General features: G+C 65.0%; 25 protein-coding genes and 4 pseudogenes. 27 read left to right on the top strand and 2 right to left on the bottom strand.

The features are described from left to right. Positions 1-15: 15 nt before the first annotated feature. The 11 genes and pseudogenes from ACFQDL_RS06450 (at position 16) to ACFQDL_RS06400 (ending at position 10,554) form a co-directional block, all read left to right on the top strand. Positions 16-822, top strand: a complete 807-nt coding sequence (locus tag ACFQDL_RS06450; RefSeq protein WP_379908298.1) for a MinD/ParA family protein — start codon at positions 16-18, stop codon at positions 820-822. Between the two features lie 62 nt (positions 823-884). Next, positions 885-1,595 carry an RNA polymerase sigma factor FliA gene (locus tag ACFQDL_RS06445; RefSeq protein WP_379908297.1) on the top strand — a complete coding sequence of 237 codons (711 nt, stop codon included), beginning with the start codon at positions 885-887 and terminating at the stop codon, positions 1,593-1,595. A 103-nt stretch (positions 1,596-1,698) separates the two neighbouring features. Beyond that, on the top strand, positions 1,699-2,073 hold the full coding sequence (gene cheY, locus ACFQDL_RS06440; RefSeq protein WP_379912927.1) for a chemotaxis response regulator CheY: 375 nt from the start codon (positions 1,699-1,701) through the stop codon (positions 2,071-2,073). A gap of 14 nt (positions 2,074-2,087) precedes the next feature. Further along, a complete protein-coding gene (locus ACFQDL_RS06435; RefSeq protein ID WP_379908296.1) occupies positions 2,088-2,792 on the top strand; it encodes a protein phosphatase CheZ in 705 nt (234 codons plus the stop codon). A gap of 12 nt (positions 2,793-2,804) precedes the next feature. Then, positions 2,805-4,906 (top strand): annotated as a pseudogene (locus ACFQDL_RS06430) (chemotaxis protein CheA). A 448-nt stretch (positions 4,907-5,354) separates the two neighbouring features. Continuing rightward, the gene (locus tag ACFQDL_RS06425) at positions 5,355-6,464 is read left to right on the top strand and encodes a protein-glutamate methylesterase/protein-glutamine glutaminase (protein ID WP_379908295.1); all 1,110 of its coding nucleotides are present in this window, start codon (positions 5,355-5,357) and stop codon (positions 6,462-6,464) included. After that, entirely contained in the window at positions 6,464-7,204 is a 741-nt protein-coding gene (locus ACFQDL_RS06420) for a flagellar motor protein (protein ID WP_379908294.1), read from the top strand. The genes ACFQDL_RS06425 and ACFQDL_RS06420 overlap by 1 nt, the downstream gene beginning before the upstream one ends. Positions 7,205-7,210: 6 nt before the next feature. Further along, the gene (gene motD / locus ACFQDL_RS06415; protein ID WP_379908293.1) at positions 7,211-8,113 is read left to right on the top strand and encodes a flagellar motor protein MotD; all 903 of its coding nucleotides are present in this window, start codon (positions 7,211-7,213) and stop codon (positions 8,111-8,113) included. Between the two features lie 265 nt (positions 8,114-8,378). After that, on the top strand, positions 8,379-9,152 hold the full coding sequence (locus tag ACFQDL_RS06410) for a ParA family protein (protein WP_379908292.1): 774 nt from the start codon (positions 8,379-8,381) through the stop codon (positions 9,150-9,152). Beyond that, entirely contained in the window at positions 9,149-10,111 is a 963-nt protein-coding gene (locus ACFQDL_RS06405) for a chemotaxis protein CheW (protein ID WP_379908291.1), read from the top strand. The genes ACFQDL_RS06410 and ACFQDL_RS06405 overlap by 4 nt, the downstream gene beginning before the upstream one ends. A gap of 29 nt (positions 10,112-10,140) precedes the next feature. After that, complete coding sequence (locus ACFQDL_RS06400) at positions 10,141-10,554, top strand: DUF2802 domain-containing protein (RefSeq protein WP_379908290.1); 414 nt, start codon at positions 10,141-10,143, stop codon at positions 10,552-10,554. Between the two features lie 237 nt (positions 10,555-10,791). Here ACFQDL_RS06400 and ACFQDL_RS06395 read toward each other — a convergent pair whose 3' ends face one another. Beyond that, a complete protein-coding gene (locus ACFQDL_RS06395; RefSeq protein ID WP_379908289.1) occupies positions 10,792-11,061 on the bottom strand; it encodes an EscU/YscU/HrcU family type III secretion system export apparatus switch protein in 270 nt (89 codons plus the stop codon). 13 nt (positions 11,062-11,074) lie between these two features. Next, positions 11,075-11,317 (bottom strand): flagellar hook-length control protein FliK, encoded by a 243-nt coding sequence (gene fliK / locus ACFQDL_RS06390; protein WP_379912925.1) that lies wholly within the window; start codon positions 11,315-11,317, stop codon positions 11,075-11,077. On the opposite strand from fliK, the gene ACFQDL_RS06385 reads away from it, so the two are divergent. From ACFQDL_RS06385 to ACFQDL_RS06310, 16 genes and pseudogenes are all read left to right on the top strand, one after another. After that, positions 11,257-11,448: a hypothetical protein gene (locus ACFQDL_RS06385; RefSeq protein WP_379908288.1), complete on the top strand. Its 192-nt coding sequence runs from the start codon at positions 11,257-11,259 to the stop codon at positions 11,446-11,448. The two genes, fliK and ACFQDL_RS06385, sit on opposite strands and share 61 nt — an antisense overlap. A gap of 136 nt (positions 11,449-11,584) precedes the next feature. Further along, complete coding sequence (locus ACFQDL_RS06380) at positions 11,585-12,049, top strand: hypothetical protein (RefSeq protein ID WP_379908287.1); 465 nt, start codon at positions 11,585-11,587, stop codon at positions 12,047-12,049. Between the two features lie 535 nt (positions 12,050-12,584). After that, positions 12,585-13,123 (top strand): annotated as a pseudogene (gene ccmA / locus ACFQDL_RS06375) (cytochrome c biogenesis heme-transporting ATPase CcmA). Continuing rightward, positions 13,120-13,839 (top strand): heme exporter protein CcmB, encoded by a 720-nt coding sequence (ccmB, locus tag ACFQDL_RS06370; RefSeq protein ID WP_379908286.1) that lies wholly within the window; start codon positions 13,120-13,122, stop codon positions 13,837-13,839. The pseudogene ccmA and the gene ccmB overlap by 4 nt, the downstream one beginning before the upstream one ends. Before the next feature lie 10 nt (positions 13,840-13,849). Next, positions 13,850-14,605: a heme ABC transporter permease gene (locus tag ACFQDL_RS06365; protein ID WP_379908285.1), complete on the top strand. Its 756-nt coding sequence runs from the start codon at positions 13,850-13,852 to the stop codon at positions 14,603-14,605. Between the two features lie 104 nt (positions 14,606-14,709). After that, positions 14,710-14,889, top strand: a complete 180-nt coding sequence (ccmD, locus tag ACFQDL_RS06360) for a heme exporter protein CcmD (protein WP_379908284.1) — start codon at positions 14,710-14,712, stop codon at positions 14,887-14,889. Next, the gene (ccmE, locus tag ACFQDL_RS06355) at positions 14,886-15,347 is read left to right on the top strand and encodes a cytochrome c maturation protein CcmE (RefSeq protein ID WP_379908283.1); all 462 of its coding nucleotides are present in this window, start codon (positions 14,886-14,888) and stop codon (positions 15,345-15,347) included. Before ccmD ends, ccmE begins: the two co-directional genes overlap by 4 nt. Continuing rightward, a pseudogene (locus ACFQDL_RS06350) lies at positions 15,344-17,328 on the top strand (heme lyase CcmF/NrfE family subunit). The gene ccmE and the pseudogene ACFQDL_RS06350 overlap by 4 nt, the downstream one beginning before the upstream one ends. Continuing rightward, on the top strand, positions 17,325-17,864 hold the full coding sequence (locus ACFQDL_RS06345; protein WP_465263950.1) for a DsbE family thiol:disulfide interchange protein: 540 nt from the start codon (positions 17,325-17,327) through the stop codon (positions 17,862-17,864). The pseudogene ACFQDL_RS06350 and the gene ACFQDL_RS06345 overlap by 4 nt, the downstream one beginning before the upstream one ends. Continuing rightward, positions 17,861-18,337 (top strand): cytochrome c-type biogenesis protein, encoded by a 477-nt coding sequence (locus ACFQDL_RS06340; RefSeq protein ID WP_379908282.1) that lies wholly within the window; start codon positions 17,861-17,863, stop codon positions 18,335-18,337. The genes ACFQDL_RS06345 and ACFQDL_RS06340 overlap by 4 nt, the downstream gene beginning before the upstream one ends. Beyond that, positions 18,337-19,593, top strand: a complete 1,257-nt coding sequence (gene ccmI / locus ACFQDL_RS06335; RefSeq protein WP_379908281.1) for a c-type cytochrome biogenesis protein CcmI — start codon at positions 18,337-18,339, stop codon at positions 19,591-19,593. The genes ACFQDL_RS06340 and ccmI overlap by 1 nt, the downstream gene beginning before the upstream one ends. A 300-nt stretch (positions 19,594-19,893) precedes the next feature. Beyond that, positions 19,894-20,604, top strand: a complete 711-nt coding sequence (locus ACFQDL_RS06330; RefSeq protein WP_379908280.1) for a hypothetical protein — start codon at positions 19,894-19,896, stop codon at positions 20,602-20,604. After that, positions 20,574-21,290, top strand: coding sequence for a cell division protein ZipA (zipA, locus tag ACFQDL_RS06325; protein WP_379908279.1), 717 nt, complete (start codon positions 20,574-20,576; stop codon positions 21,288-21,290). Before ACFQDL_RS06330 ends, zipA begins: the two co-directional genes overlap by 31 nt. 233 nt (positions 21,291-21,523) lie before the next feature. Then, positions 21,524-23,886: pseudogene (gene ligA, locus ACFQDL_RS06320) on the top strand (NAD-dependent DNA ligase LigA). After that, positions 23,870-24,445, top strand: coding sequence for a transglycosylase SLT domain-containing protein (locus ACFQDL_RS06315; protein ID WP_379908278.1), 576 nt, complete (start codon positions 23,870-23,872; stop codon positions 24,443-24,445). Before ligA ends, ACFQDL_RS06315 begins: the two are co-directional and overlap by 17 nt. Next, entirely contained in the window at positions 24,436-24,672 is a 237-nt protein-coding gene (locus ACFQDL_RS06310) for a YheU family protein (protein WP_379908277.1), read from the top strand. The genes ACFQDL_RS06315 and ACFQDL_RS06310 overlap by 10 nt, the downstream gene beginning before the upstream one ends. Positions 24,673-24,702 lie beyond the last annotated feature (30 nt).

Below are 24,702 nucleotides of genomic sequence, written 5' to 3'. Positions count from 1 at the left end.
GGGGTGAATCAGAGCATGCATCCAGTCAAAGTGGTGGCGGTGACCGGTGGCAAGGGCGGCGTCGGCAAGACCAATGTCTCGGTCAACCTGTCCCTGGCGCTGGGGCAGATGGGACGGCGTGTGGTGCTGCTGGATGCGGACCTGGGGCTTGCCAATGTCGATGTGCTGCTGGGGCTGAGGCCGCGCAAGAACATCACCGATGTTCTGGCGGGGGAGTGCGGCCTGGCCGAGGTCATGCTCCAGGCCGGCGAAAACGTGCGTATCGTGCCGGCGTCGTCCGGGACCCAGGAGATGACGGCGCTCGGGGCGCACGAGCATGCCGAGCTGATCCATGCCTTCAGTGATATCGCCGACGAGATCGACGTGCTGGTGATCGACACCGCCGCCGGTATCTCAGAATCGGTGGTGAGCTTTCTGCGCGCCTCCCAGGAGGTGCTGGTGGTGGTTTGCGACGAACCGACCTCGATCACCGATGCCTATGCGCTGATCAAGCTACTCAACCGGGACCACCGTGTGACGCGTTTCCGGGTATTGGCTAATATGGTGCGTAGCGAAGCGGAAGGCCGGAACATGTTCAACAAGCTGCTGACCGTCACCGACCGTTTCCTTGAGGTAACCCTTCAATACGTGGGTTCAATCCCTTATGATGAGTCGGTGAGAAAGGCTGTTCAACGGCAAGCTGCTGTATTGAAAGCGTTTTCCGATAGCAAAGCTGCTCTCGCCTACCGCCAGCTCGCCAACAGGGTCGATAGCTGGCCGGTGATGACCACGCCGCGCGGACATCTCGAGTTCTTTGTCGAGCGGCTGGTCCAGGGAATATAAGAAAGAAGTTCATCCACGGGATCGGACGATGGGCCTGTAAAAGAACATGCCAAAGGGACTCCATGTATAACCAGCTGGATTACACCTCCAGTCAGGACCTGATAGAGCAGTACGCCCCGCTGGTTAAGCGTATTGCTTACCATCTGCTTGCCCGGCTGCCGCACAGTGTCGTGCTCGAGGACCTGATTCAGGCCGGCATGATCGGATTGCTCGAGGCCGCCCGCAAATACAACCCCGGCAAGGGCGCCAGTTTCGAGACCTATGCCGGCATCCGCATTCGCGGATCCATTATCGACGAGGTGCGCCGGGGCGACTGGACGCCACGCTCGGTTCACCGCAACAGCCGTCGCGTCTCCGATGCCATTCATCAGCTCGAAGCCCGCCTCGGGCGCGACGCCGGCGATGCCGAAATCGCGGCGGAGCTGGGGATCGGCGTCAGTGAATATCACGGCCTGCTGCAGGATGCGATGGAGAGCCGGCTGTTCAGTTTCGAGGAGATGCAGAACCCCGATGACGAGAGTGTCGGCGAGCAGTTCGCCTCCGAGGACCCGGAACCGGGCGGTGCCGTCGAGCAGGCGGCCTTCGCCGGCGCGCTGGCGAAGGCCATCGAGGGCCTGCCGGAGCGGGAACGGCTGGTACTGGCGCTCTACTACGACGAGCAGCTCAACCTCAAGGAGATCGGCCAGGTGCTGGGAGTCAGCGAGTCCCGGGTCAGTCAGATTCACAGTCAGGCCGCCCACCGGCTGCGCGGCCGGCTGCGCGACTGGCGATAAATTTCTCAACGAATCATTGCAGAACCGGCCCGGTTGGCCGATATACTGCTGAACTTTGAATTCGGCGTTTTACTGTTTGGGGGAGCCCGTCTTGAGAAAGGACATCAGGATCCTGGTGGTGGATGACTTTTCCACCATGAGGCGCATCATCAAGAACCTGCTGCGGGATCTGGGATTCAGCAATGTGATCGAGGCCGACGACGGCAAAACCGCACTGCCGATCCTGAAACAGGGCGGCGTGGACTTCCTCGTCACCGACTGGAACATGCCCGGCATGACCGGCATCGATCTGCTGCGGGAGGTCCGCAAGGACCCGAAGCTGGCGGCGACGCCGGTGCTGATGGTCACCGCCGAGGCCAAGCGTGAACAGATCATCGCGGCCGCCCAGGCCGGCGTTAACGGCTACGTGGTCAAGCCGTTTACCGCGGCAGTGCTGAAGGAAAAGATCGACAAGATCTTCGAGCGCCTTGAAGGCTGAAGGGAGTGCCTGTCATGGCCGATAACCAACTGAACATCACCACCGATTCGCTTGAAAAGCTGTTGCAGGAAAAGGCGCGTGAGCTGGTCCAGGTGCTCGAGTTCGGCGACCTGCCGCAGGCGATGGAGCTGATCAGCGAGCTGCAGCAGGCCCGTCACAATGCCTTTTATCACGAGGTGGGTTACCTCACCCGCGGGCTGCACGAAGCGATCAAGTCGTTTTCCAGTGACATCGGTGTACCGCCGGAGCGGCAGGATCAGCTGTCGGCGATGAGCGATGCCTCGGAGCGGCTGGATTATGTCATCCAGCTGACCGAACAGTCAGCCCATGATACCCTCGATCGCGTCGACCGGACCCTGGAACTGGTGGATCGCATCGCCCGGGAGCCGGGCGCGTCCGCGCTCTCGCCACTGCTGGAGCAGGTCCGCGGGGAGCTGACCGAGATACTGGTCGGCCAGGGATTCCAGGACATCACCGGCCAGTTGATCCGGCGCGTGATTCATCTGCTGACCCAGGTCGAGAACCATCTGGTCAAGCTGATGGAGATGGCGGCCAAGGTCGACCGGCTCAGTGGCGTGCGGTCGGACGAGGTCAGGCCGCCGGTCGCCGCTGCCGATCCCGAGCGCGCCGAAGGCCCCCAGCTCAAGGCCGGCGACGGCACCGGGGTGGCCCGGAACCAGGATGACGTCGACGAATTGCTGTCCAGTCTGGGCTTTTGAAAGGAGCGCCCTATGAGTTTGGATGTGGATCAGGAGATCCTTGAAGATTTTCTGACGGAAGCCGGCGAAATACTGGAGCTGCTGTCCGAACAGCTGGTGGATCTGGAGCAGCGTCCCGATGATCGCGACCTGCTCAATGCGATCTTCCGTGGCTTTCATACCGTCAAGGGCGGGGCCGGCTTTCTGCAGCTCGAGGCCATGGTCGAGTGCTGCCACCAGGCCGAGAACCTGTTCGACCTGCTGCGTACCGGGGAGCTGAAGGTATCCTCCGGGCTGATGGATCTGGTGCTGCAGGCTCTCGATGCCGTCAACCAGATGTTCAGCCAGGTCCGGGCCGGCGATGAGCCGGAGCACGCCTCCCCGGCACTGCTGCAGAGCCTGGCCGCGGCCGCGAGCGGGCAACTGGCCGAAGTGCCCGAAGCACCGAAACCGGCCGCGAGGGTGCCCGAGAAGGCGGTTGGGACGGAAGTCGGTCTCGGCGAGGCGCTGGGTCAGCAGCCCCCGGCCGATCCGGACCTGATCTCCGAGGACGAGTTCGACTCCCTGCTCGACGAACTGCATGGCAGCGGCGGCGCCCCGGCAAGTCGGCCCCCGGGAACGACCTGATCACCGAGGATGAATTTGAATCCCTGCTCGATGAATTGCACGGCAGCCGGGGCGCTCCCGGGAAAGGGCCGTCCGGCAGCGCGGAAGATGAGTTCGAGTCGCTGCTCGATGACATCGGGGCACCCGCACCCGCACCCGCACCCGGTGCCGGCAAGGCGGCAAACGGCGAACTGATCAGCGAGGATGAGTTCGAGGCGCTGCTCGACAAGCTCCAGGCCGAGGGCAAGGGGGCCTTCGCCGCGCCGCCGTCCGGCGATGCCGGAACGCCGCCCAGGCCGGAGCCCGAACACGAGCCGGTTGCGGCAACGCCCCAGACACCGCAGGCGGCGCCGGTGCGCAGCAACCAGGAATCCAGTGTCCGTGTCGATACGCGCCTGCTCGATACCATCATGAACATGGTCGGTGAACTGGTGCTGGTGCGCAATCGACTGGTGCGCCTCGGCGGCGCCCAGGAGGACGAGGAGATGGGCAAGGCCCTGGGCACCCTCGACATGGTCACCGCCGATCTGCAGATGTCGGTGATGAAGACCCGCATGCAGCCGGTGAAAAAGGTGTTCGGCCGCTTTCCCCGCCTGATCCGGGACCTGTCCCGCAGCCTGAAGAAGGAGATACGGCTGGAGCTGAGGGGCGAGGAGACCGATCTCGACAAGAATCTGGTCGAGGCACTGGCCGATCCGCTGATCCACCTGGTGCGCAACTCCGTCGATCACGGCATCGAATCGCCTGCCAGGCGCGAGCAACTGGGCAAACCGCGCGAAGGTCATGTGTTGCTGTCGGCGGAGCAGGAGGGGGATCATATCCTGCTGGTGATTCAGGACGACGGCGGCGGCATGGACCCGAACAAGCTGCGCAAGCTGGCGGTCAGCCGCGGCATGCTCGACGCCGAGGCGGCGTCGCGCCTGAGCGACCAGGAGTGTTTCAACCTGATCTTCGCACCGGGTTTCTCGACCAAAACCGAGATCTCCGACGTGTCCGGGCGCGGGGTCGGCATGGACGTGGTCAAGACCAAGATCACCCAGCTCAACGGCACCCTCAGCATCGATTCCGTGCTGGGGCAGGGCACCCGGATCGCGATCCAGGTGCCGCTGACCCTGGCGATCATGCCGACCCTGATGGTGATTCTCGAGAAGCAGGCGTTCGCGCTGCCGCTGGTCAACGTCAACGAGATCTTCAATCTCGACCTGACCAAGACCAACGTCGTCGACGGCCAGCGGGTCATCGTCGTGCGCGACCAGGCGTTGCCGTTGTTCCATCTCAAGCGCTGGCTGGTGGATGGCGCCCAGAGTGCCCAGCTGCCCAAACAGGGGCATGTGGTGATCGTGACGGTGGGAACCCAGCGGGTCGGCTTCGTCGTGGACCAGCTGGTGGGGCAGGAGGAGGTGGTGATCAAGCCGCTGGGCAGTATCCTGCACGGGACGCCGGGGCTTTCCGGTGCAACCATTACCGGCGACGGTCGCATCGCGCTGATCATCGACATACCCAATTTATTGAAGCGCTACGCCGCCTGACAGCGGCGCAGACTCGAAGGGACTCATGGCGGTACGAGAATTGATGATTGTCGACGACTCCAGCTTGATCCGTGACCGCATCTGCGAGGCGCTGTCGCAGGGTGGCGGCTGCCTGTACGGTTTGAAGCGCTACGCGGCTTGATCAAGGTGCAAAGAAGAAGGGACTCATGGCGGTACGAGAATTGATGATTGTCGACGACTCCAGCTTGATCCGTGACCGCATCTGCGAGGCGCTGTCGCAGGGTGGCGGCTGCCTGTACGGTTTGAAGCGCTACGCGGCTTGATCAAGGTGCAAAGAAGAAGGGACTCATGGCGGTACGAGAATTGATGATTGTCGACGACTCCAGCTTGATCCGTGACCGCATCTGTGCGGCGCTGTCGCAGGGCGGCTGCCTGTACGGTTTGAAGCGCTACGCGGCTTGATCAAGGTGCAAAGAAGAAGGGACTCATGGCTGTAAAAGTACTGATAGTCGACGACTCCAGCTTCTTCCGTCACCGTATCAGCGAGGCGCTGTCGAAGGATCCGCGCCTTCAGGTCGTCGGAACCGCCGCCAACGGCCGCGAAGGTGTGGAAAAGGCGAAGCAGCTGAAACCCGACGTCATCACCATGGATGTCGAGATGCCGCAGATGAACGGCATCGAAGCGGTGCGGCAGATCATGCGTGAAGCACCGACCTCGATCCTGATGGTCTCGTCGCTGACCCATGCCGGGGCTCAGACCACGCTGCAGGCGCTCGAGGCCGGTGCCGTGGATTACCTGCCCAAGGATATTCGCGCCTGGATCGACAACTCCGGTCAGGTCAGCAGCCAGCTGATCGATCGCCTGATCGGCCTGGCGCGGTCGCCGCGGTTTCGCAGCGGCGGGCGTTTCGGCGTCGGCGCAGGAGCCGGGTCCACGGCGGCAAAGGGTTCCAGCACCCATCTGATCCGCCCGGCCGGGCGGGAAGCGACGCCTGCGCCGTCACGCAGCCCGGCCCGTCCGCGGATGCCGGACTGCCGCCTCGTGGTGATCGGTTCGTCCACCGGCGGCCCGGCGGCGCTGCAGCAGATACTGACCCGGCTGCCGGCCTCCTTCCCCTATCCGATCCTGCTGGTTCAGCACATGCCGTCCACCTTCACCCCGGTGTTTGCCGAGCGGCTCAACCAGCAGTGCCAGATCCGCGTGCGCCAGGCCGTCGACGGCGACCGGCTGGAGCCGGGACTGGCGCTGCTGGCGCCGGGCGGGCAGCAGATGTTCATCGAGAGCAATCGCCCGGACCGCGTCCGGGTGCTGCCCGGTGACGAGCGCCTGACCTACAAGCCCAGCGTCGATGTCACCTACGGTTCGGCGGCGCGCAGCTATGGCCGCCGTACCCTGGCGATCATCCTCACCGGGATGGGTGCCGACGGCTGCGAGGGCGCCAGGCTGCTGAAGAAGACCGGCGCCACCATCTGGGCCCAGAATCGCGACAGCTGCACCATCTACGGCATGCCGCAGGCGGTGGTCAAGGCCGGTCTCGCCGATGCCGAGCTGGACCTGTCGGAGTTCGGCCCGCTGCTGGCCGGTGAGCGGCGCTGATGGACAGGCTCAGCCTGCTGGGGCTGCTGCTGGCGGTGTTTGCCGTCGCCGGCGGCCATTATCTCGAGGGCGGGCAACTGCAGCAGCTGCTGAATGTCCCGGCGATGCTGATCGTGATTGGCGGTACCCTGGCGGCGGCGGCCATTCAGTCGCCGGCGGATGATTTTCGCCGTGCCCTGCAACTGCTGGGCTGGCTGTTTCGCGGTCCGCGCTTCGATTTCGAGGCGGGTATCGGCCAGATCGTGGAATGGTGCGGCGCGGCGAGGCGTCAGGGCCTGCTGGCGCTGGAAAAGGAGGTCGCAAAGGCACAGGATCCGGTGGTGCGGGGCGGTCTCCAGCTGCTGGTCGACGGCAAGCACGCCGAGGTCATCCGGGCCATGCTCGAGGTGCACCTGGTGTCGCAGGAGCAGCGTGACCTGCAGGGCGCGCGGGTGATCGAAAGCATGGGCGGCTATGCGCCGACACTGGGCATTCTCGGCGCGGTGATCGGCCTGATTCAGGTGATGAGCAATCTGGCGGATCCCGCCGGCCTCGGCGCCGGCATCGCCACGGCATTTGTCGCCACCGTTTATGGCGTCGGGCTTGCCAACCTGCTGCTGATTCCGCTGGCGAACAAGATAAAGAGCCTGGTGCTGGCGCGCTATCGATATCAGGAGATGATGCTCGAAGGCCTGATGTCGATCGCCGAGGGTCAGAGTCCGCAGTTGATCCGCCAGCGTCTGCTGGGCTACATCGGGTAAGCCGTCATGCCGCGCCGTCTCCCTCCGAGCGATGATTTGCGGCAGGATCGCTGGGTGATCTCCTACGCCGACTTCATCACCCTGTTGCTGGCCTTTTTCGTCGTCATGTATGCGATCTCGTCGCTCAACGAGGGCAAGTACCGGATACTGTCGGAGGCGCTGTCGGGGGTGTTCGACGGCTCCGGCCGGCTGCCGGGGCAGGGCGGTAACCGGTTGGCCGACGATATTGCCATAGGCGCCGCTCAGGTGCCCGATGCGCCGCCACTCGAGATCGATCCGCCGGACCCGGAGGTGACCGGGCAACTGCGCAGTCTGCAGCAGCAGCTGCAGCAGCGCTTTTCGGCCCGTATCGAAACCGGTGACATGAAAGTCGACGGCAACGACCTCTGGATCGCCATCGAGCTGCGGGCGGCGCAGCTGTTTCCCAGCGGCAGCGCGCTGCCGGAGATCGAGGCGGACCAGTTGCTGGGGGATATTGCCGGCCTGTTGCAGGGGCTCGACAACCCGCTGCATGTCGAGGGATTTACCGACAACCAGCCGATCGAGACCGACCAGTATCCGTCGAACTGGGAGTTGTCGGCGGCCCGGGCCGCCGCGGTGGTGCGGATCCTGGCGCTCAACGGCCTGCGGCCCGACAGGATGGCGGCGGTCGGCTACGGTGAATATCAGCCGGCCTACAGCAATCGTACCGCCGAGGGGCGCAGTCGCAATCGCCGGGTGCTGATCGTGATCTCGCGTGACGAGCGGGTGCGCCGTGCCGTCTCGGCCTTCGGCAGTCAGCAGATCAGTACCGATGCGGTCAGCGAGCTGCTCGAAGCCGAGCCGTCGCCGCCGCAACCGGCGATCGAGCAGGTTGAAACGGAATCGGGCGGCATTCTGATTCGGCGCGCGGAACCGGACGCGCAGTAGATCACCGAACATTGGATACGGACAATCCGAAAACGTAGGGTGCTGGTAAGCGAAGCGCACCGCACCGCTAGGATTCAGGAGCAGTAACAGGACATGAAGGCAATTTGGATCGCCTGGCGGAAACGGAGAGGCGGGGCGTCACAGTGAGCAGGAATCGGCAGCAGGAGCAGTAACAGGACATGAAGGCAATTTGGATCGCCTGTCGGACACGAAGAGGCGGGGCGTCACAGTGAGCAGGTATCGGCAGCAGGAGCAGTAACAGGACATGAAGGTTTGGTCTGTAGCGAACCAGAAGGGCGGGGTCGGCAAAACCACCACGGTGGTGGCGCTGGCCGGTCTGCTGGCCGAGCTCGGTCACCGGGTGCTGGTGGTGGATCTCGATCCCCACGGTTCCCTGACCAGCTATTTTCGGCACGACCCCGACGAGCTCGATCACAGCGTATTCGATCTGTTCGCCGGTGATCCGCTGAATGCGGCGGGGCTGGAAGCGCTGCTGCTGCCCACCACCCACGAGCAGATCCGCCTGATGCCGTCGTCGACGGCGCTGGCGACGCTGGAGCGACGGGCCGTGGGCAAGGAGGGGATGGGGCTGCAGGTGGCGAAGGCGCTGCGACAGCTCGATGGACGCTATGATCATGTCCTGATCGACAGCCCGCCGGTACTGGGCGTACTGATGGTCAACGCGCTGGCGGCCTGTCAGGAGCTGCTGGTGCCGGTGCAGACCGAACACCTGGCGCTCAAGGGCCTGGAGCGTATGGTGCGTACCATCGCGATGATCAACCGCGCGCGCAGGCGCAAGTTGCGTTTCACCATCGTGCCGACCTTCTACGACCGCCGCACCCAGGCGTCGGTCAGTTGCCTGCGGCAGCTGCATCACCAGTATCCGGACGAGATCGCCGGCAGCGTCGTGCCGGTGGACACCAAGTTTCGCAATGCCAGCGTTCAGGGCGTCGTGCCTTCGTCGCTGGATGCCGGCAGCCGCGGGATCAAGGCCTATGCCCATGTGCTGCGCAACCTGCTCGAGCGGCCAACATCATGACAGACAAGCACCCCCAGCGGGTGGTTCAGGACTATCTGGATGCCCTGCTGTTCGATCCCGAAAGCGAAACCGAAACCGAAACCGAAATCGATGTTCAGTGCGAGGCGCCCGCCCCGGCGGAACCCGACGTGCAGAACGTGCCGGACGAAGATGCCGGGGCCGAGGCTCGCAGCAATGCCGAAATGATCGCGGCCTTCGGAGCCGAAGAGGATCTGGTGGCAGACGAGGCCGGGGCTTCGGTGCAGCCGGATGACGAGGATGCCGAGGCGCGTGCCGACGCCGCGATGATGGCGGCATATGCCGCCGCAGAGGCATCGGGCCCGGCGGCGGAGCCCGAACCCGCAGCACCGGCGGACGACGCCGAGAGCCGTGCCAATGCCGCGATGCTGGCCGCCCATGGCCAGGAGGACGAGCATGCCGCCGATGAAGCGCCGGCGCCCCGCAGGGCTTCGGCCCGCAAGTCGGCCGACAATCCGACGCTGGTCTATCGTCCTGCGTCCCTGGCCGACGAGTTCAACTGCGTGATGGTACGGATGCACGGGCTGAACCTGGCGCTGCCCTTCGACCAGGTCGACGGCGTACAGCCCCTCAAGGCGGTGTCGCTGATGCTGGATCGGGCGCATGACTGGGTGCTGGGGCGCTACGAGTCGCGTACGGGTCAGGTACAGGTGGTCGATACCGCGCTATGGCTGATCCGCGACCGGTACAATCCGGAGCTGGCGAAATACCAGGAGGCGCTGGTACTGCCGGGGCGTCACTGGGCACTGGCCTGCGATGAACTGGTCCGCTCGCTGCCGCTCAGCAGCGACCAGGTCAAGTGGAACGGCAACCGCAAGCAGAGGCCCTGGCTGCTGGGGACCTATCTGCCGGAGCGCTGCTTCCTGGTCGATGTGCCGGTGCTGCTGGAACAGTTCGAATTGGCTTTCTCGGCGCCGGGCGATACCCGTGGTATTCTCTAGTGCCTGTCAACGCTAAATGAATATCGGCTGTGACTGAAACGACCCTCCTGCTAACGCTCTGTCTGCTGCTGGTGCTGACGACCGTCATCGCCTGCGTGCTGCTGTATAGGCGCATGCGCCGTTACGAACGCCAGCAGCAGGCGCTGGTGACCGTGCTGCGCAACGAGATCCGCTCGATGACCAGCGGCTCCATCGGCATGGGCCGTCGACTGGTCGAGGTCGAGCAGAAACTCAATATCACCGCCGAAAAGCAGCAGGAACTCGAAAACCGCGACCCCGGCGTGCTGGCCTACAACCAGGCCGCCCGCCTGATGGAAATGGGCGCCGGTGTCGATGATCTGGTGAAAAGCTGCGGCATCGGCCGCCCCGAAGCCGAGCTGATGGCCCTGCTGCACCGCGAGCTCCAGTCCACCGAAGCCATCGGCCACAGCCCGAAACGATAAGCCTTGCCCGCCTTGTGCTTGTAGGATGGGTGGAGCGCGCATCGCAAGAAGTTTGGCCGTATTCGGATCTTAATGCGCGCATAACCCATCGATGCTTCCGGTTTCCGCGGTCGAGTCGAGATCCCATGATGGGTTACGCCGCAGCCAATCTGCGGCGTCCCCGCGGCAATGTGCCACTGCGGCTCCACCCATCCTACGAAAGACGCCGTTGTCACGCTAAAGCGCAATGAGGCAAACTCAAGGCGTCTTCAGCCGGTAAGCGAAGGCGATGACTTCGGCGATGGCCTGGTAGAGGGCTTCGGGAATCTCCTCGCCGAGTTCCAGGCGGATCAGGACCTCCACCAGTTCCGGGCTCCTGTGAATATGGACACCGTGTTCCTCGGCCAGGCGGACGATCTGTTCGGCGATCAGGCCCTGGCCCTTGGCGACAAGGGTCGGTGCCCCGCTTTTCTCCGGCTCGTAGCCGAGCGCGATGGCGCGCTTTCGCGTTTCCCTGTCTTTTTTCATGTGCGCAGATTGATCAGCTGGCGGTCGATGCCGGTTTTGGCGCGGGGGCCGAGCCCTGGTGGCAGCTCAGGGTCTCGACCTGCAGCCCCTGGCGACCCAGGTCGGTGCCCAGGCTGTCGAGACGCTGCTGCACGCGCCTTGCCGTATCCGCTTCGGCGGCCCAGAAGCGTGCGCTGACCCGGGCATCGTCCCCAGGTGCAGTTCGGCATCGAGGCTGCCCAGTGCCTCGAGATCGAAGTGCAGCCTGATACGCCAGTAGCCGTTCTGTCCGTCATCCCGTTCGGTGGCGCGGTGGCGCAGAACATCGAGCGCGACGTTGTCGAAGCGCTCGCCGACGCGTACCGGCAAATCCAGCGCGAAGTGCCTGTCACTGCTGCCGTCGGGTAGCTCCCGGTTCTGCTGTGCGCTGCCGAGCTGCCGGGTCGTGACCCGCGCGACCAGGCTGTCGATGAGCTTCTGCAGCTGTTCGCGGGCCTGGGGCGGCAGCTGCTCGGACAGTTGCAGCAGCTGACCGAGGCGGGCCTTGATATCCAGGAGGCGGGCCCTGTTCGCGGGCCCGGGCCAGGGCGGCTTCGGTGAAAAAGCCGCCCTGCTCGATATTGCGGCGAACCGCCGCGGTGCCGTCGCGATGACCCGGCCGGATACCGAACAGCTGCAGCAGCGACTGCAGAGCCAGGTCGAGCGGCTGTGTCGCGGGGGAGGCGGGCAGGGTCAGCCCGGAGAGCCGGTTCAGCACGAGTGCAACCGGCTGCTGAAGCGGCAGGCTGGTGCGCAGGGCGGCATCCTCCACGCTCTGTATCCGGGGCGCGGTGCCGAAAGGCGTGGGTGCCGTGCGGCCTGCGGGCATCGGGGCAATGCTGATCTGGCCGCCGGCATCCCGGGTCAGGCTGACGGAGGTGCCGGCCGGGATCGGCCGCGGCACGTTGAGCGCGAGCGGCCGGTTGCCGATCAGGACCTCGATACGGTAACCCTCGCCCTGCCCCGGTAGCGGCTGCAGGTGCCGGACGGTCGCTGTCCGGGCCTGACCTGCCGGCAGCAGGGCGTTCAGGTCCGTGCCGGCGGAGTTGGCCGTCTGGCCCTGTGATGGGGGAGTGAAGCGGGTATCAAGGGTACTTCCTGTCCAGCATCAAGGTCGCAGGTAATAGCCCCCAAAGTATCAGTGACTGTGGCTGCACCGCGACGCTTTAATTTGTTTATAATGGCGAATTTTTATCGAAAGGCCTCCGGCAGCCTGTCGGGCTTGACCGATCGTAGCGAGGGAAAGTCCGTTTTGAGGCAGTTTTTGAGCTCTTTTGAGGCGAATAGTGGTTCTATTTAACGAAAAAGAGAACAAAGGATGACCAAAATCGGCTTTTCCGCAGTAGATCAGCGTTTAGCCCGACAGGCTGCTAGTATAGCCTGCCGTCGATGTCGTTGAGGAACCCGGGTTGACCGAGCCGCTATTGAAAGTCGAGAACCTGTACTGTGAGCGGGATGACCGTATCCTGTTCGACGGTCTGTCGTTCGAGGTCCGGGCCGGCGAGGTGCTGCAGATCGAGGGGCAGAACGGCAGCGGCAAGACCACGCTGCTGCGCATTCTCAGCGGTCTGTCGCGCAATTACGAGGGCGAAATGTACTGGCGCGGGCGCCCCTGGGCGAGGTTGCGCTGGATTTTCGCGAGTCGCTGCTCTATTTCGGCCACCAGCCGGGCGTCAAGGCGACGCTGACCCCGGAGGAAAACCTCGACTGGTATGCGGCGCTGCACGCGACCATCGACGGTGCCGGCATTGCCGAGGCCCTGCGGCGTGTGGGGCTGGCCGGTTACGAGGACGTTCCCTGTCACAACCTCTCGGCGGGGCAGCACCGGCGCGTCAGTCTGGCGCGGCTCTATCTGAGCCGGGCGCCGCTGTGGATTCTGGACGAACCCTTCACCGCGATCGACAAGCGCGGCGTGGCGGAAAAGGAGCAGCTGATCCTCGATCATGCGGCGCGTGGCGGGACCGTGATCCTGACCACCCACCACGACCTGACCATCGCCGGCCTGCGGCGGCTCAATCTGGACGATTTGGCTGGAACTTCATGAGCGAGATAGCGACTAAAGAGCCGGCTGCGCCATCAGGCACCCGGGTACCCGGGGTGTTTCGTGCCGCCCTGAGGCGGGATCTGCTGCTGGCATTTCGCAACCGGCGGGACCTGGTCAATCCGCTGGTGTTCTTTCTGATGGTGGCGACGCTGTTCCCGCTCGGCGTGAGCCCGGAATCGGGTTTTCTGGCGGAGTTGGCGCCGGGGCTGGTCTGGGTGGCGGCGCTGCTGTCGACGCTGCTGTCGATGGACAGCCTGTTTCGCGCCGATTACGAGGACGGCACCCTGGAACAGGCGTTGCTCAGTCCCCAGCCGCTGATGCTGATCGTGCTGGCGCGGGTGCTGGCGCACTGGGTCATGACCGGGCTGCCGCTGACGCTGATGGCACCGCTGCTGGGCGTGATGCTGTTTCTGCCGGCAGAGGGCATGGGCGGCCTGGTGCTGAGCCTGCTGCTCGGCACCCCGACCCTGAGCCTGATCGGCGCCATCGGTGCGGCACTGACGGTGGGGCTGCGCAAGGGCGGCATGCTGATATCGCTGCTGGTGCTGCCGCTCTACATACCGGTGCTGATCTTCGGTTCGGCGGCGGTACAGGCCGCGGTGACCGGACTGCCGCTGGCCGGTTATCTGGCGCTGCTCGGCGCCATTCTGGCGCTGGGGCTGGTACTGGCTCCGCTGGCGATAGCGGCGGCATTGAGAATTTCTGTTAGCGGGTAGTAGAGAACGTATGGCTGAAAAGAAATGGATGCCGCGCTGGTTTTACCAGCTGGCCTCGCCACGCTGGTGCTACGGCATCACCGGCAAGCTGTTGCCGATCTTCGCGCTGCTGTCGCTGGCGCTGCTGATCGGCGGCACCCTCTGGTCGCTGCTGTTCGCGCCGGCGGATTACCAGCAGGGCAACAGTTTTCGCATCATCTATATCCATGTACCGTCGGCAATTCTGGCCCAGTCCTGTTACATGCTGATGGCGGTCGCCGGCGCCATCGCCCTGATCTGGAAAATGAAGGTCGCCGACATGGTGGCCAAGTCCTGCGCCCCGATCGGTGCGTCGCTGGCGCTGCTGGCGCTGGCGACCGGCGCCATCTGGGGCAAGCCGACCTGGGGCTCCTGGTGGGTCTGGGATGCGCGCCTGACCTCAATGCTGATCCTGATGTTTCTCTATTTCGGCGTCATGGCGCTGCATGCGGCGATCGAGAACGACAACACCGCGGCCCAGTCCGCGGCGGTGCTGGCGCTGGTGGGGCTGGTGAACATCCCGATCATCAAGTATTCGGTGGAGTGGTGGAATACCCTGCACCAGCCCGCGACCTTCAAACTGACCGAGAAGCCGGCGATGCCGGTGGAGATGTGGCTGCCGCTGCTGGTGATGGTGCTGGGGTTCTACTGTTTCTTCGCGGTATCGCTGATGCTGCGCCTGCGCCACGAGATCCTGCGCCGCGAACGCCGCGCAAGCTGGGTGCAGGAGTTGGTGGAACAACGATAGTTTTGTAGTGCGTGGGAGCGGCGCCCCGCCGCGAAGCGTTGGATCATTCGCGGCGGGGCGCCGCTCCCACAAGAGCTCACACAGGTTCAGTTGCAGAGGTAAAGGTGAAGTTCGACAATCTGGCCGATTTTCTGGCGATGGGAGGGCACGGACTCTACGTCTGGCTGGCCTACGGCATCGCCCTGGTGATACTGGTGCTCAATGTGTGGCAGCCGCTGCGCATGACCCGGCAGTTTTTCAGTGAGCAGTCGCGCCGCCTGCGACGGGAGAGGAAGTTGTCATGACACCGAAACGCAAGCAGCGCCTGTATATCGTGCTGTCGATTCTGGTCGGCGTCGGAATTGCGGTCGGGCTGACCCTGTTCGCGCTGAGCCAGAACATCAATCTGTTCTATTCGCCGACCCAGATCGCCAAGGGCGAAGCGCCCCAGGATACCCGCATCCGTGCCGGCGGCATGGTGGTCGAGGGCAGCGTGGTGCGCGATACCGAGTCGCTGCTGGTACGTTTCGACCTGACCGACTACGCCGAAACCGTTTCGGTCGAATATACCGGCATCCTGCCGGACCTGTTCCGCGAAGGTCAGGGCATCGTCGCCCAGGGATCCATCGACGGCAATGGCGTGCTGCAGGCGGTGGAAGTGCTGGCCAAGCATGACGAAAACTACATGCCGCCCGAGGTGGCCGAGGCGCTGCAGGCCGCCGGCAAGATGCCGGCCCCCGAGGCGGAGGTGTTCAACAAATGATTCCCGAGCTTGGTGAGTACTCGCTGATCCTGGCGCTCTGTCTTTCCGGACTGCTGGCGGTGGTGCCGCTGGTTGGCGCCAGTACCGGCAACCTACTGTGGATGGGATATGCCCGGCCGCTGGCGCGGGCGCAGTTCCTGTTTCTGGCCATCAGCATGGCCTGTCTGGTGCAGGCCTTCCTGAGCGACGACTTCTCGGTGGCCTATGTCGCCGGAAACTCCAACACGGCGCTGCCGTACTTCTACAAGTTCAGCGCCGTCTGGGGCGGCCACGAGGGCTCGCTGCTGCTCTGGGTGCTGATCCTCGGCGGCTGGACCTGGGCCGTGGCGGCCAAGAGCCATGATCTGCCGCTGGATATCGTCGCCCGGGTGCTGAGCGTGATGGGCATGATCGGTGTCGGCTTCATCCTCTTCACGCTGCTGACCTCGAGCCCGTTCGAACGCATCCTGCCGAACTTCCCGCGCGAGGGCGGCGACCTGAACCCGCTGCTGCAGGATTTCGGCCTGATCGTCCATCCGCCGATGCTGTACATGGGCTATGTCGGCTTCTCGGTCGCCTTCGCCTTCGCCATCGCCGCGCTGCTGAGCGGCCGTCTCGATGCCGCCTGGGCGCGCTGGTCGCGGCCCTGGACGGTCGTGGCCTGGGCCTTCCTGACCCTCGGCATCGCCCTGGGCAGCTGGTGGGCCTATTACGAGCTGGGCTGGGGCGGCTGGTGGTTCTGGGATCCGGTCGAGAACGCCTCCTTCATGCCCTGGCTGATCGGCACGGCGCTGGTGCACAGCCTGATCGTCACCGAGAAGCGCGGCGTGTTCAAAAGCTGGACGGTGCTGCTGGCGATCTTCGCCTTTTCGCTGAGCCTGCTCGGCACCTTCCTGGTGCGTTCCGGCGTGCTGACCTCGGTCCATGCCTTCGCCACCGATCCGGCCCGCGGCTACTTCGTGCTGGTGCTGCTGGGCATCAGCATCGGCGGCTCGCTGCTGCTCTATGCCATCCGCGCGGCCCATGTGAAGAGCGAATCCTCGTTCTCGCTGCTGTCGCGCGAGACCATGCTGCTGGTCAACAACATCCTGCTGGTAGTGGTCTGCCTGATGGTGCTGCTCGGCACCCTCTACCCGCTGCTGATGGACGCACTGAACCTCGGCAAGATCTCGGTGGGACCGCCCTATTTCAATGCGCTGTTCATTCCGCTGATGTCCGTGCTGGCGGTGTTCCTGGGCCTTGGCACTGTGGCGCGCTGGAAGCAGACCCGGGTTTCGCAGATGGTTTCCCAGCTCTGGCTGCCGGCCGTGCTGGCGCTGGGACTGGGGATCGCCACGCCGCTGCTGGCCGGCGGCGCCTTCGATATCCGGGTGGCGCTGGCCATGGCCCTGGCGGCCTGGGTGGTTCTCACCCAGTCGCGCGACCTGCTCGCCAAGGTGCGCAACAAGCGGACCCTGCTGGCGGGCCTTGCGAGCCTGACGCGCAGCTACTGGGCGATGGTGCTGGCCCATGTGGGCGTCGCGGTGACGATTGTCGGCATCACCATGGTCTCGGTCTACAGCGAGGCCGGGATCTGCGCATGGCGCCGGGCGACAGCCTGGAGTTCGGACGCTACGCCTTTGTCTTCGACGGCGTGCGCGAACGACAGGGACCGAACTTCGTCTCCGACATGGCCCGGATCCAGGTGCTGCGTGATGGCGAGGCCTATGGTCAGATGTTCCCGGAAAAGCGCTTCTACAGCGCCCGCGGCAACGTCATGACCGAGGCGGCGATCGATGCCGGCCTGTTCCGCGATCTCTATGTCGCGATGGGAGAGTCCCTCGGCGACGGCGCCTGGGCGATCCGGGTGCAGTACAAGCCCTATGTACGCTGGATCTGGCTTGGTGCGCTGCTGATGACCTTCGGCGGCCTGCTGGCGGCCTCGGATCCACGCTACCGCAAACAGGCGCGGCGTGAGCAGGCCCGGCGCGAAAAACTCGAGACACAGGGTAATCCGGCATGATGCGACGACTGATACTTTTCATTCCGCTGGCGATCTTTTTCGTCATGGGCATCTTTCTCTGGCGCGGGCTGCAGCTCGATCCGACGGAACTACCGTCGGCCCTGATCGACAAGCCGATGCCGGCGTTCCAGCTCAGTTCGCTCTACGACGAGAGTCGTACCCTGACCGAGCGGGATCTGCAGGGCAAATCGGCGCTGCTGAATGTCTGGGCCACCTGGTGCCCGACCTGCAAGCAGGAGCATGCCCAGCTGAACAAAATTGCCCGCGAAGAGGGCGTGACGATCTACGGCATCAACTACAAGGACGATCGCACCAAGGCCCGGGACTGGCTCCAGCGCTACGAAGACCCCTATGTGATCAACATCTACGACGAAAAGGGCACGCTCGGGCTCGACCTGGGGGTCTACGGTGCGCCCGAAACCTATGTCCTGGACCGCAACGGCGTGATCCGCTATCGCCATGTCGGCGAGGTCAACGAGAAGGTCTGGCAGCAGCTGCGTGAAATCATGCAGGGCCTCGACGGAGGCGCCTCATGAAGCGACTGCTGTTCCTGCTGGCCCTCTGGCTGCCGCTCTCGGCGCAGGCGGCGATCGATACCTTCGAGTTTCGCGACGAGGCGACCCGCGAGCGCTTTCAGCGCCTGACCGCCGAGCTGCGCTGCCCGAAATGCCAGAACAACAATATCGCCGACTCCAATTCGCCGATCGCCGAGGACCTGCGCGTCGAGATCCACCGCATGCTGCAGGCCGGCGAGTCCGACGAGGCGATCGTCGATTTCATGGTGGCCCGCTACGGCGAGTTCGTGCTCTATCGTCCACGCATGACCGGGCATACCATGTTGCTCTGGTACGGCCCCTTCGGCCTGCTGGTGATCGGAGCCATCGTCGTGCTGGTGCTGACCCGCCGGCGGCGAGACCGTGGGACCGGCGCTGACGACCATCCCGAATCCGGGCTCTCCGAGGCGGAAAAACGCCGTCTGGACGAACTGCTGAAACAGGAAGAGAAGTAATGGCGGGTCTGTGGACCGGAATTGCCCTGCTGACCGCACTGGCGGTCGCTTTTGTACTGCTGCCGCTGCTGCGCGCCCGCCGGCTGGCGCAGCAGGAACTGGCCGAAGAGCGTGACCGCCAGAATATCGATATCTTCCGCGAACGCCTGGCCGAACTGGAACAGGAGCGCTCGGTCGGCAACCTGGCCGACGGCGACTTCGCCGAGCTGAAGCTGGAGCTCGAGCGCGGCCTGCTGGAGGATGTCGGCGACCAGCCCCGTCGCAGCCAGACTGCGTCCGTCAGTGGCGGACAGTGGCTGACCGGGGTGCTGCTGGCGCTGCTGGTGCCGGCGATCGCTTTCGGCCTCTACTGGCAGCTGGGCAGCGCACCGAAGCTGCAGCTGGCGCTGGAGCGCCAGGCGCAGCCGGATCCCTTCGATGGCCGCACGCCGACGCTGGAGGAGGCGGTTGGGCGCCTCGAGCAGGAGCTCGAGGCGAACCCGGAGAATCCGGAGGGCTGGTATCTGCTGGCGACCACCTATATGGGCGTCGGCCGCTACAGCGACGGCGTGGCCGCCTTTGCCCGGGTGCTGGAACAGCTGCCCAAGGATGCGCCCCAGTATGCCGGCGTGATGGGGCAGTATGCCCAGGCGCTCTATTTCGCCAATGAAGCGCGCATGAGCGAGCGGGTCCGCAGCCAGGTCGAGGCGACGCTGGCGCTCGATCCGTGGGAGGTGACATCGCTCGGGCTGCTGGGGATCGATGCCTTCGAGTCGCAGCGCTACGCCGAAGCGATCGGGCACTGGGCCAAGGCGCTGCAGCAGGCCGATGATGCGGCGGCGGCGGGCTCGCTGCGGGCCGGCATCCGGCGCGCGCAGCAGGAACTGGCGGCGCTGGGACAGCCGGTACCGGAGGTGCCCGGGCTCGAGGCCGCCGAGATTCGCGTGGCGGTGCGCCTGGGTGAGGGGGTCGGTCAGGATCTGGCGCCCGATCAGACGGTGTTCGTCTTCGCCCGCCCGGTGGGCGGGCGCATGCCGCTGGCGGCGGTCAGGCTGCAGGTCTCCGACCTGCCCAGCGAAGTGGTGCTGGACGACAGCCTGGCAATGACGCCGGAAGCGCGCCTGTCCAGTGTCGACGAGGTCGAGGTCAGTGCCCGCATATCGCTGTCGGGCACCCCGGCGGCGCAGAGCGGCGATCTGTACGGAACCCTGAGCCCGGTGGCGGTTCAGGGGCAGGCCGGCGTGCTGGAACTGGTGATCGACCAGGTTGTGGAGTAGTAGCAGCGACGCCCCGTCGCGAATTGCCGCCCCGGGGCGAATTTCCGCGGTATGAAAGAAACCATGGTGCCGGATTTTTTCGCCTCGGGGCGAGGCTCCTGCGGGTGAGGGTCAGGCTCGCGTAGGAGCGCCGCCCCGGTGCGAACCGCCACGGTTGTGGAGTGGGAGCGGCTCGGTCTATAGTAAGCGTAATTTGCGCCTAATGTAGGGTGGAATGAGCGCCGCGAATTCCACCATCAGAGTTTTGAAGCTCGAGCTTCGGGTACGTTTGGAAGTCAATCTTGGGATAGCAGCGGTATTATGGAGATCAGCCTCAGAGAGTGGCTTGTTATCGGCGGTGTAGTGGTCATCGCGCTGATCGTATTCGACGGATGGCGACGGGTGAGGGGCGGCCGCAGCAGCCTGCGCATGGATATCGACCGTCGGCTCAAAAACCAGGCCGAGGATGCGGATGAACCGAACAACCCGGAACTGCCCTATGGCGGCGCGCGGCCGGCCGGCGATTCCGTTACCGAATCCGAGCCCCGGCCTGCTGCGAAACCCGCGCCCTCCCAGCCGGCACGCCGTGCCGTGGCACAGAGTGCATCCGAGCGCATAGAGCCCACCTTTGGCGACGAGCCGGATCCGGACGCCCGGGCAGGGTCCGTTGCCGCTCCGCAACCCTCGCTGTCGGCGTTCGATCCGGACGACGACGTCGACCCGCTGTTCGACGAGCCGGCCGCGGCACAGGTCGAGCGGCAGCAGCCCGAAGCACCGCCGTCGGTGCAGTCCGCTGGCAAAAAGCAGGAGCCCGAGCCTGTCGCGGCCCGTGCCGCATCGCCGGAGCCCGTACCCGGGCCCGAGCCGGTCCGGCAGTCCGTCGAGATCCCCCAGTCGCCCCCGCGGGGCCTTTCGCGCCGGCGGCCTCCGTCGGGGCGGACCCGCTCTTTGATGAAATCGCCGACGACGCGCCCGTCGAGGCGCCTGCCGAGGCACCTGAGGTGGACCTGGAAAAGCCGGTGCCGATGCTGATGCAGCGCGTGCGCAGACCCCGGACACCGGAGCCCGAACCGGAAGCGGTTCAGCAGTCGGAAATGCCACTGGGGCCGGTTCCGGAAAATGCCGGGACGGCACCGGTCGCCAAGCCGCGACCGGCTCGCGCCGCCAGCATGCCGACGCCGGAACCGCCGCAACAGGATTCGCTGTTTGCCGAGACGAAGGCGGGCAGGGCCCCGGAATCGGCCGGACAGATGGCCAGCCCGGAGCTGCCGGATCCCGAGAATGTGCTGGTGATCACCGCGGTCTCGACCCGGGACGAGGGCTTTCCGGGCGCGGGCCTGTACCGCATTCTGAAGGCCTGCGACCTGCATTTCGGTGAAATGGACATCTTCCACCGCCACGAAGACGGCAGCGACTCGGGTCCGGTGCAGTTCAGCATGGCCAATGCGGTCAATCCCGGCACTTTCGACCTGGCGACCATCGACGGGATGCACACGCCAGGCGTGACCTTCTTCATGTCGATGGAGGAGCCGCGTGATGTGATGAATGCCTTCGAGTGCATGCTGGCGACGGCCGAAACCCTGGCGCGGCACCTGCACGGCGACCTGCTGGACGAGAACCACTCGGTGCTCAGGCCCCAGACCAAGGAACACTATCGCCAGCGCATTCGCGACTTCGAAATGCACAACCGCAGCCGGCGCAATGTGTCCCGGGCTTAAAACGGTGACGCGTTGCGCGTTACGCGCTCAATTGCCGGTGCGGTTCGTTGCACTCACCAGCACCCTACAGGCTACGAAATACCGTAGGGTGCTGGTAAGCGAAGCGCACCGCACCGATTCGGGTTCCTCGTCACGCGTAACGCGTCACCTGTAACCATTAATACTGGCAGGTTTCCGCCTTTACCAAGTCCCTGTCCCAGCATTCGGTCAGTTATTCAGGAAGCTTCAACCCCATGTCTTCGGCAGTCTCGATTGAACAGGAAGTGCGGCAACTGCGCGAGTCCCTCAACCACCACAATTACCGCTACTACGTCCTCGACGATCCGGAAGTGCCGGATGCCGAGTACGATCGCCTGTTTCAGCGCCTCAAGGCACTCGAGTCGGAACATCCGGAACTGATCACACCTACCTCGCCGACCCAGCGCGTGGGCGCGCGGCCGGCCACCGGCTTCAGGGAGGTGCAGCACGAGCTGCCGATGCTGTCGCTGGACAACGCCTTCAGCGAACAGGATCTGCGGGACTTCGGGCGCCGCGTGCAGGAGCGCCTGGGCGATGTCGCCATCGGGGAGGTCGCCATCGCCTGCGAACCCAAGCTCGACGGCATTGCCGTCAGCCTGCTGTACGAGGACGGCGTGCTGGTTCGGGCCGCGACGCGCGGCGACGGCACCACCGGCGAGGACATCACCCTGAACGTGCGCACACTGCGCAGCGTGCCGCTGGAGCTGAATGCCGGGGACTGGCCGCGCCGCCTGGAGGTCCGGGGCGAGATCTACATGCCGCGGGCCGGCTTCGAGGCGTTGAATGCGCGTCAGCGCGAACGTGACGAGAAAACCTTCGTCAATCCGCGCAACGCCGCCGCCGGCAGTCTGCGCCAGCTCGACCCGCGCATTACCGCCGACCGGCCGCTGGAAATGTGTTGCTACAGCACCGGGGTCGTCGCAGGCGGCGGACTGCCTGACAGCCACTACGAGACGCTGAAACTGCTGCATCGCTGGGGCTTTCGCATCAACCCGGAAATGCGCCTGGTCAGGGGCGTGGAAGGGTGTCTGGAATACTACGAGGACCTCGCGGCACGGCGCGACAGTCTGGCCTACGATATCGACGGCATCGTCTTCAAGGTCGACGACCGGGCGCTGCAGCAGCGCCTGGGCTTCGTCTCCCGGGCGCCGCGCTGGGCCATCGCCCACAAGTTTCCGGCCCAGGAGGAGGTCACCCGGGTCAATGCCGTCGAGTTTCAGGTCGGGCGTACCGGCGCGGTCACGCCGGTGGCGCGCCTCGAGCCGGTGTTCGTCGGCGGCGTGACGGTGAGCAACGCGACCCTGCACAATATGGACGAGATTCGGCGTCTCGATCTTAGGGTTGGAGATAGCGTCGTGGTGCGCCGCGCCGGGGATGTGATTCCCAGGTGGTGAGGGTGCTGGCGGAGCGTCGCGATGGCAGCGAAACGCCGGTGGCGATCCCTGCGCACTGCCCGGTCTGCGGCTCCGATATCGAGCGTACCCAGCTGGTGCGTCGCGGCAAGGGCAGGGAAGAGGTCAGCGAAGGCGCCGTCTATCGCTGCGTCGGCCGTCTCGCCTGTCAGGCACAGCTCAAGCAGGCGATCATTCATTTCGTCTCGCGCCGGGCCATGGATATCGAGGGACTGGGCGACAAGAACGTCGAACAGCTGGTCGAGCGCGAGCTGGTACGCTCGCCGGCCGACCTCTACCGGCTGAAGATCGCCGACTTCAGGGAGCTGGAAGGCTTTGCCGAGCTGTCGTCGAAGAACATCTACCATGCCATCCAGGGTCGCAGGCAGGTGCCGCTGGCCCGTTTTATCTATGCTTTGGGCATTCCCGAAGTCGGGGAGGGGACGGCCCGTGCGCTGGCGCAGAACCTCGGCCGCCTGGAACGCATCGCCTCGGCGCGGCCGCTGCTGCTGACCTGGCTGCCCGATATCGGTCTGGAGGTCGCCCACGAAATCGCCAACTTCTTCACCGACAGCCATAACCGCGAGGTGATCGCGGATCTGGCCGAGCTCGGCGTGGTGCCGGACGAAAGCGGTGAACTGGCCGCGGCACTGAAGGGGCGCGCGACCCTGGCCGAACTGCTGGCCAAGCTCGATATTCCGGCGGTGGCGAAGACCGGCGCCGAGCATCTCGCCGCCCACTTCGGCTCGCTCGATGCGCTGCTCGGGGCGGACGAGGCGCAGCTGGATGCGGTGCCGAAGCTCTCGGCACGCGCCCGCAAGGGGTTGCTGGCCCGGCTGGCCGACGACGACTGGTGCAGCGAAGCCCGGGCCGTCGAGGCCCAGTTGCTGGAATTCGGCATGCACTGGAGCTGTCGCGAGGCGTCCGCCGGCGCAGCGGGCGAGCCGCTGGCCGGCAAGACCTGGGTGCTGACCGGTACCCTGGAAACGATGACCCGCGACGAAGCCAAGGATCATCTGCTGGCGCTGGGAGCCAGGGTTTCCGGCAGCGTTTCGGGCAAGACCGATTGTGTCGTGGCCGGCCCCGGAGCCGGCTCCAAACTCGCCAAGGCGGAGTCGCTTGGTGTCAGAGTCATCGATGAAGGAGAGTTCGTTGAATTTCTGCAGCAGAATGGCATCAACACTTAAGCCCGCACTGTGCCTGACGGCCCCGCTCTGGCTCGGGGGCTGCGCCGTGCTGACGTCGACAGACAAGGCCGGCGAGACGCCCGCGACCTGCCGCCTGCTCGAGGAACGCGGTGGCCTGCGGCTTGCCCTTCAGGACGCCCGTGCCAACTGGAGCCTGCCGCCGGAACTCGGGCTGGCGCTGCTGGAGCCGCCGCCGGGCCGGGCCAAGCAGCGTCATGTGCTGCCCTACGGCAATGCCTGGGACGAGTACCGCATCGCCACCCGGAACTGGTCGGCGCAGAGCTCGGACCTGGCCGACGCGGTCGACTTCCTAGGCTGGAATGCCGAACGCAACCGCCGCCTGCTGAAGCTCGACTGGCATCAGACCGAGGCGTTCTATCTCGCCTACCGCCTCGGGCCCGGCGCCTACAGTCAGGGTGTACACCGTGGCATCTGGCTGGAAAAGGAAGCCGGGCGGGTCGCCGGACGTGCCCGCGGCTATGCCGCCGATCTGGCGCAGTGTCCCGAGCTGGTCCAGCCCAGTCGCTGGGAGTGGCAGCGCCTCTGGAGGTGGTTTTGATCGTACCCCATCGTGAAATCGCACCGGACACCCTCGACAACCTGATCAGCGAATTCGTCACCCGGGACGGCACCGACTACGGCGAGGTCGAAACCTCCCTCGCCGAGCGCATCGCTCAGGTGCGCCGCCTGCTGGACCGCGGCGAGGCGGTGATCCTGTTCAGCGAAAGTACAGGGGAGTGCAATATAGTGGCAAAAGACAGCTTGCGCGTGACGGGCGACGCCTGACGCGCGTACCGGTGTATCCTTAACGTGTAA

This window comes from Marinobacterium aestuariivivens (genome assembly GCF_042661465.1).
GTDB lineage: Bacteria > Pseudomonadota > Gammaproteobacteria > Pseudomonadales > Balneatricaceae > Marinobacterium_A > Marinobacterium_A aestuariivivens.
The sequence above is the reverse complement of the archived record's forward strand: the minus strand, read 5'-3'. Positions and strand labels throughout refer to the sequence as shown.

What these genes read in the sequence shown, in the direction of transcription:
- ACFQDL_RS06450 (WP_379908298.1), top strand. Translation starts at nt 16, where the DNA reads ATGCATCCAGTCAAAGTGGTGGCGGTGACCGGTGGCAAGGGCGGCGTC.
- ACFQDL_RS06445 (WP_379908297.1), top strand. Translation starts at nt 885, where the DNA reads ATGTATAACCAGCTGGATTACACCTCCAGTCAGGACCTGATAGAGCAG.
- ACFQDL_RS06435 (WP_379908296.1), top strand. Translation starts at nt 2,088, where the DNA reads ATGGCCGATAACCAACTGAACATCACCACCGATTCGCTTGAAAAGCTG.
- ACFQDL_RS06425 (WP_379908295.1), top strand. Translation starts at nt 5,355, where the DNA reads ATGGCTGTAAAAGTACTGATAGTCGACGACTCCAGCTTCTTCCGTCAC.
- ACFQDL_RS06420 (WP_379908294.1), top strand. Translation starts at nt 6,464, where the DNA reads ATGGACAGGCTCAGCCTGCTGGGGCTGCTGCTGGCGGTGTTTGCCGTC.
- motD (WP_379908293.1), top strand. Translation starts at nt 7,211, where the DNA reads ATGCCGCGCCGTCTCCCTCCGAGCGATGATTTGCGGCAGGATCGCTGG.
- ACFQDL_RS06410 (WP_379908292.1), top strand. Translation starts at nt 8,379, where the DNA reads ATGAAGGTTTGGTCTGTAGCGAACCAGAAGGGCGGGGTCGGCAAAACC.
- ACFQDL_RS06405 (WP_379908291.1), top strand. Translation starts at nt 9,149, where the DNA reads ATGACAGACAAGCACCCCCAGCGGGTGGTTCAGGACTATCTGGATGCC.
- ACFQDL_RS06395 (WP_379908289.1), bottom strand. Translation starts at nt 11,061, where the DNA reads ATGAAAAAAGACAGGGAAACGCGAAAGCGCGCCATCGCGCTCGGCTAC.
- ccmB (WP_379908286.1), top strand. Translation starts at nt 13,120, where the DNA reads ATGAGCGAGATAGCGACTAAAGAGCCGGCTGCGCCATCAGGCACCCGG.
- ACFQDL_RS06365 (WP_379908285.1), top strand. Translation starts at nt 13,850, where the DNA reads ATGGCTGAAAAGAAATGGATGCCGCGCTGGTTTTACCAGCTGGCCTCG.
- ccmE (WP_379908283.1), top strand. Translation starts at nt 14,886, where the DNA reads ATGACACCGAAACGCAAGCAGCGCCTGTATATCGTGCTGTCGATTCTG.
- ACFQDL_RS06345 (WP_465263950.1), top strand. Translation starts at nt 17,325, where the DNA reads ATGATGCGACGACTGATACTTTTCATTCCGCTGGCGATCTTTTTCGTC.
- ACFQDL_RS06340 (WP_379908282.1), top strand. Translation starts at nt 17,861, where the DNA reads ATGAAGCGACTGCTGTTCCTGCTGGCCCTCTGGCTGCCGCTCTCGGCG.
- ccmI (WP_379908281.1), top strand. Translation starts at nt 18,337, where the DNA reads ATGGCGGGTCTGTGGACCGGAATTGCCCTGCTGACCGCACTGGCGGTC.
- ACFQDL_RS06330 (WP_379908280.1), top strand. Translation starts at nt 19,894, where the DNA reads ATGGAGATCAGCCTCAGAGAGTGGCTTGTTATCGGCGGTGTAGTGGTC.
- ACFQDL_RS06315 (WP_379908278.1), top strand. Translation starts at nt 23,870, where the DNA reads ATGGCATCAACACTTAAGCCCGCACTGTGCCTGACGGCCCCGCTCTGG.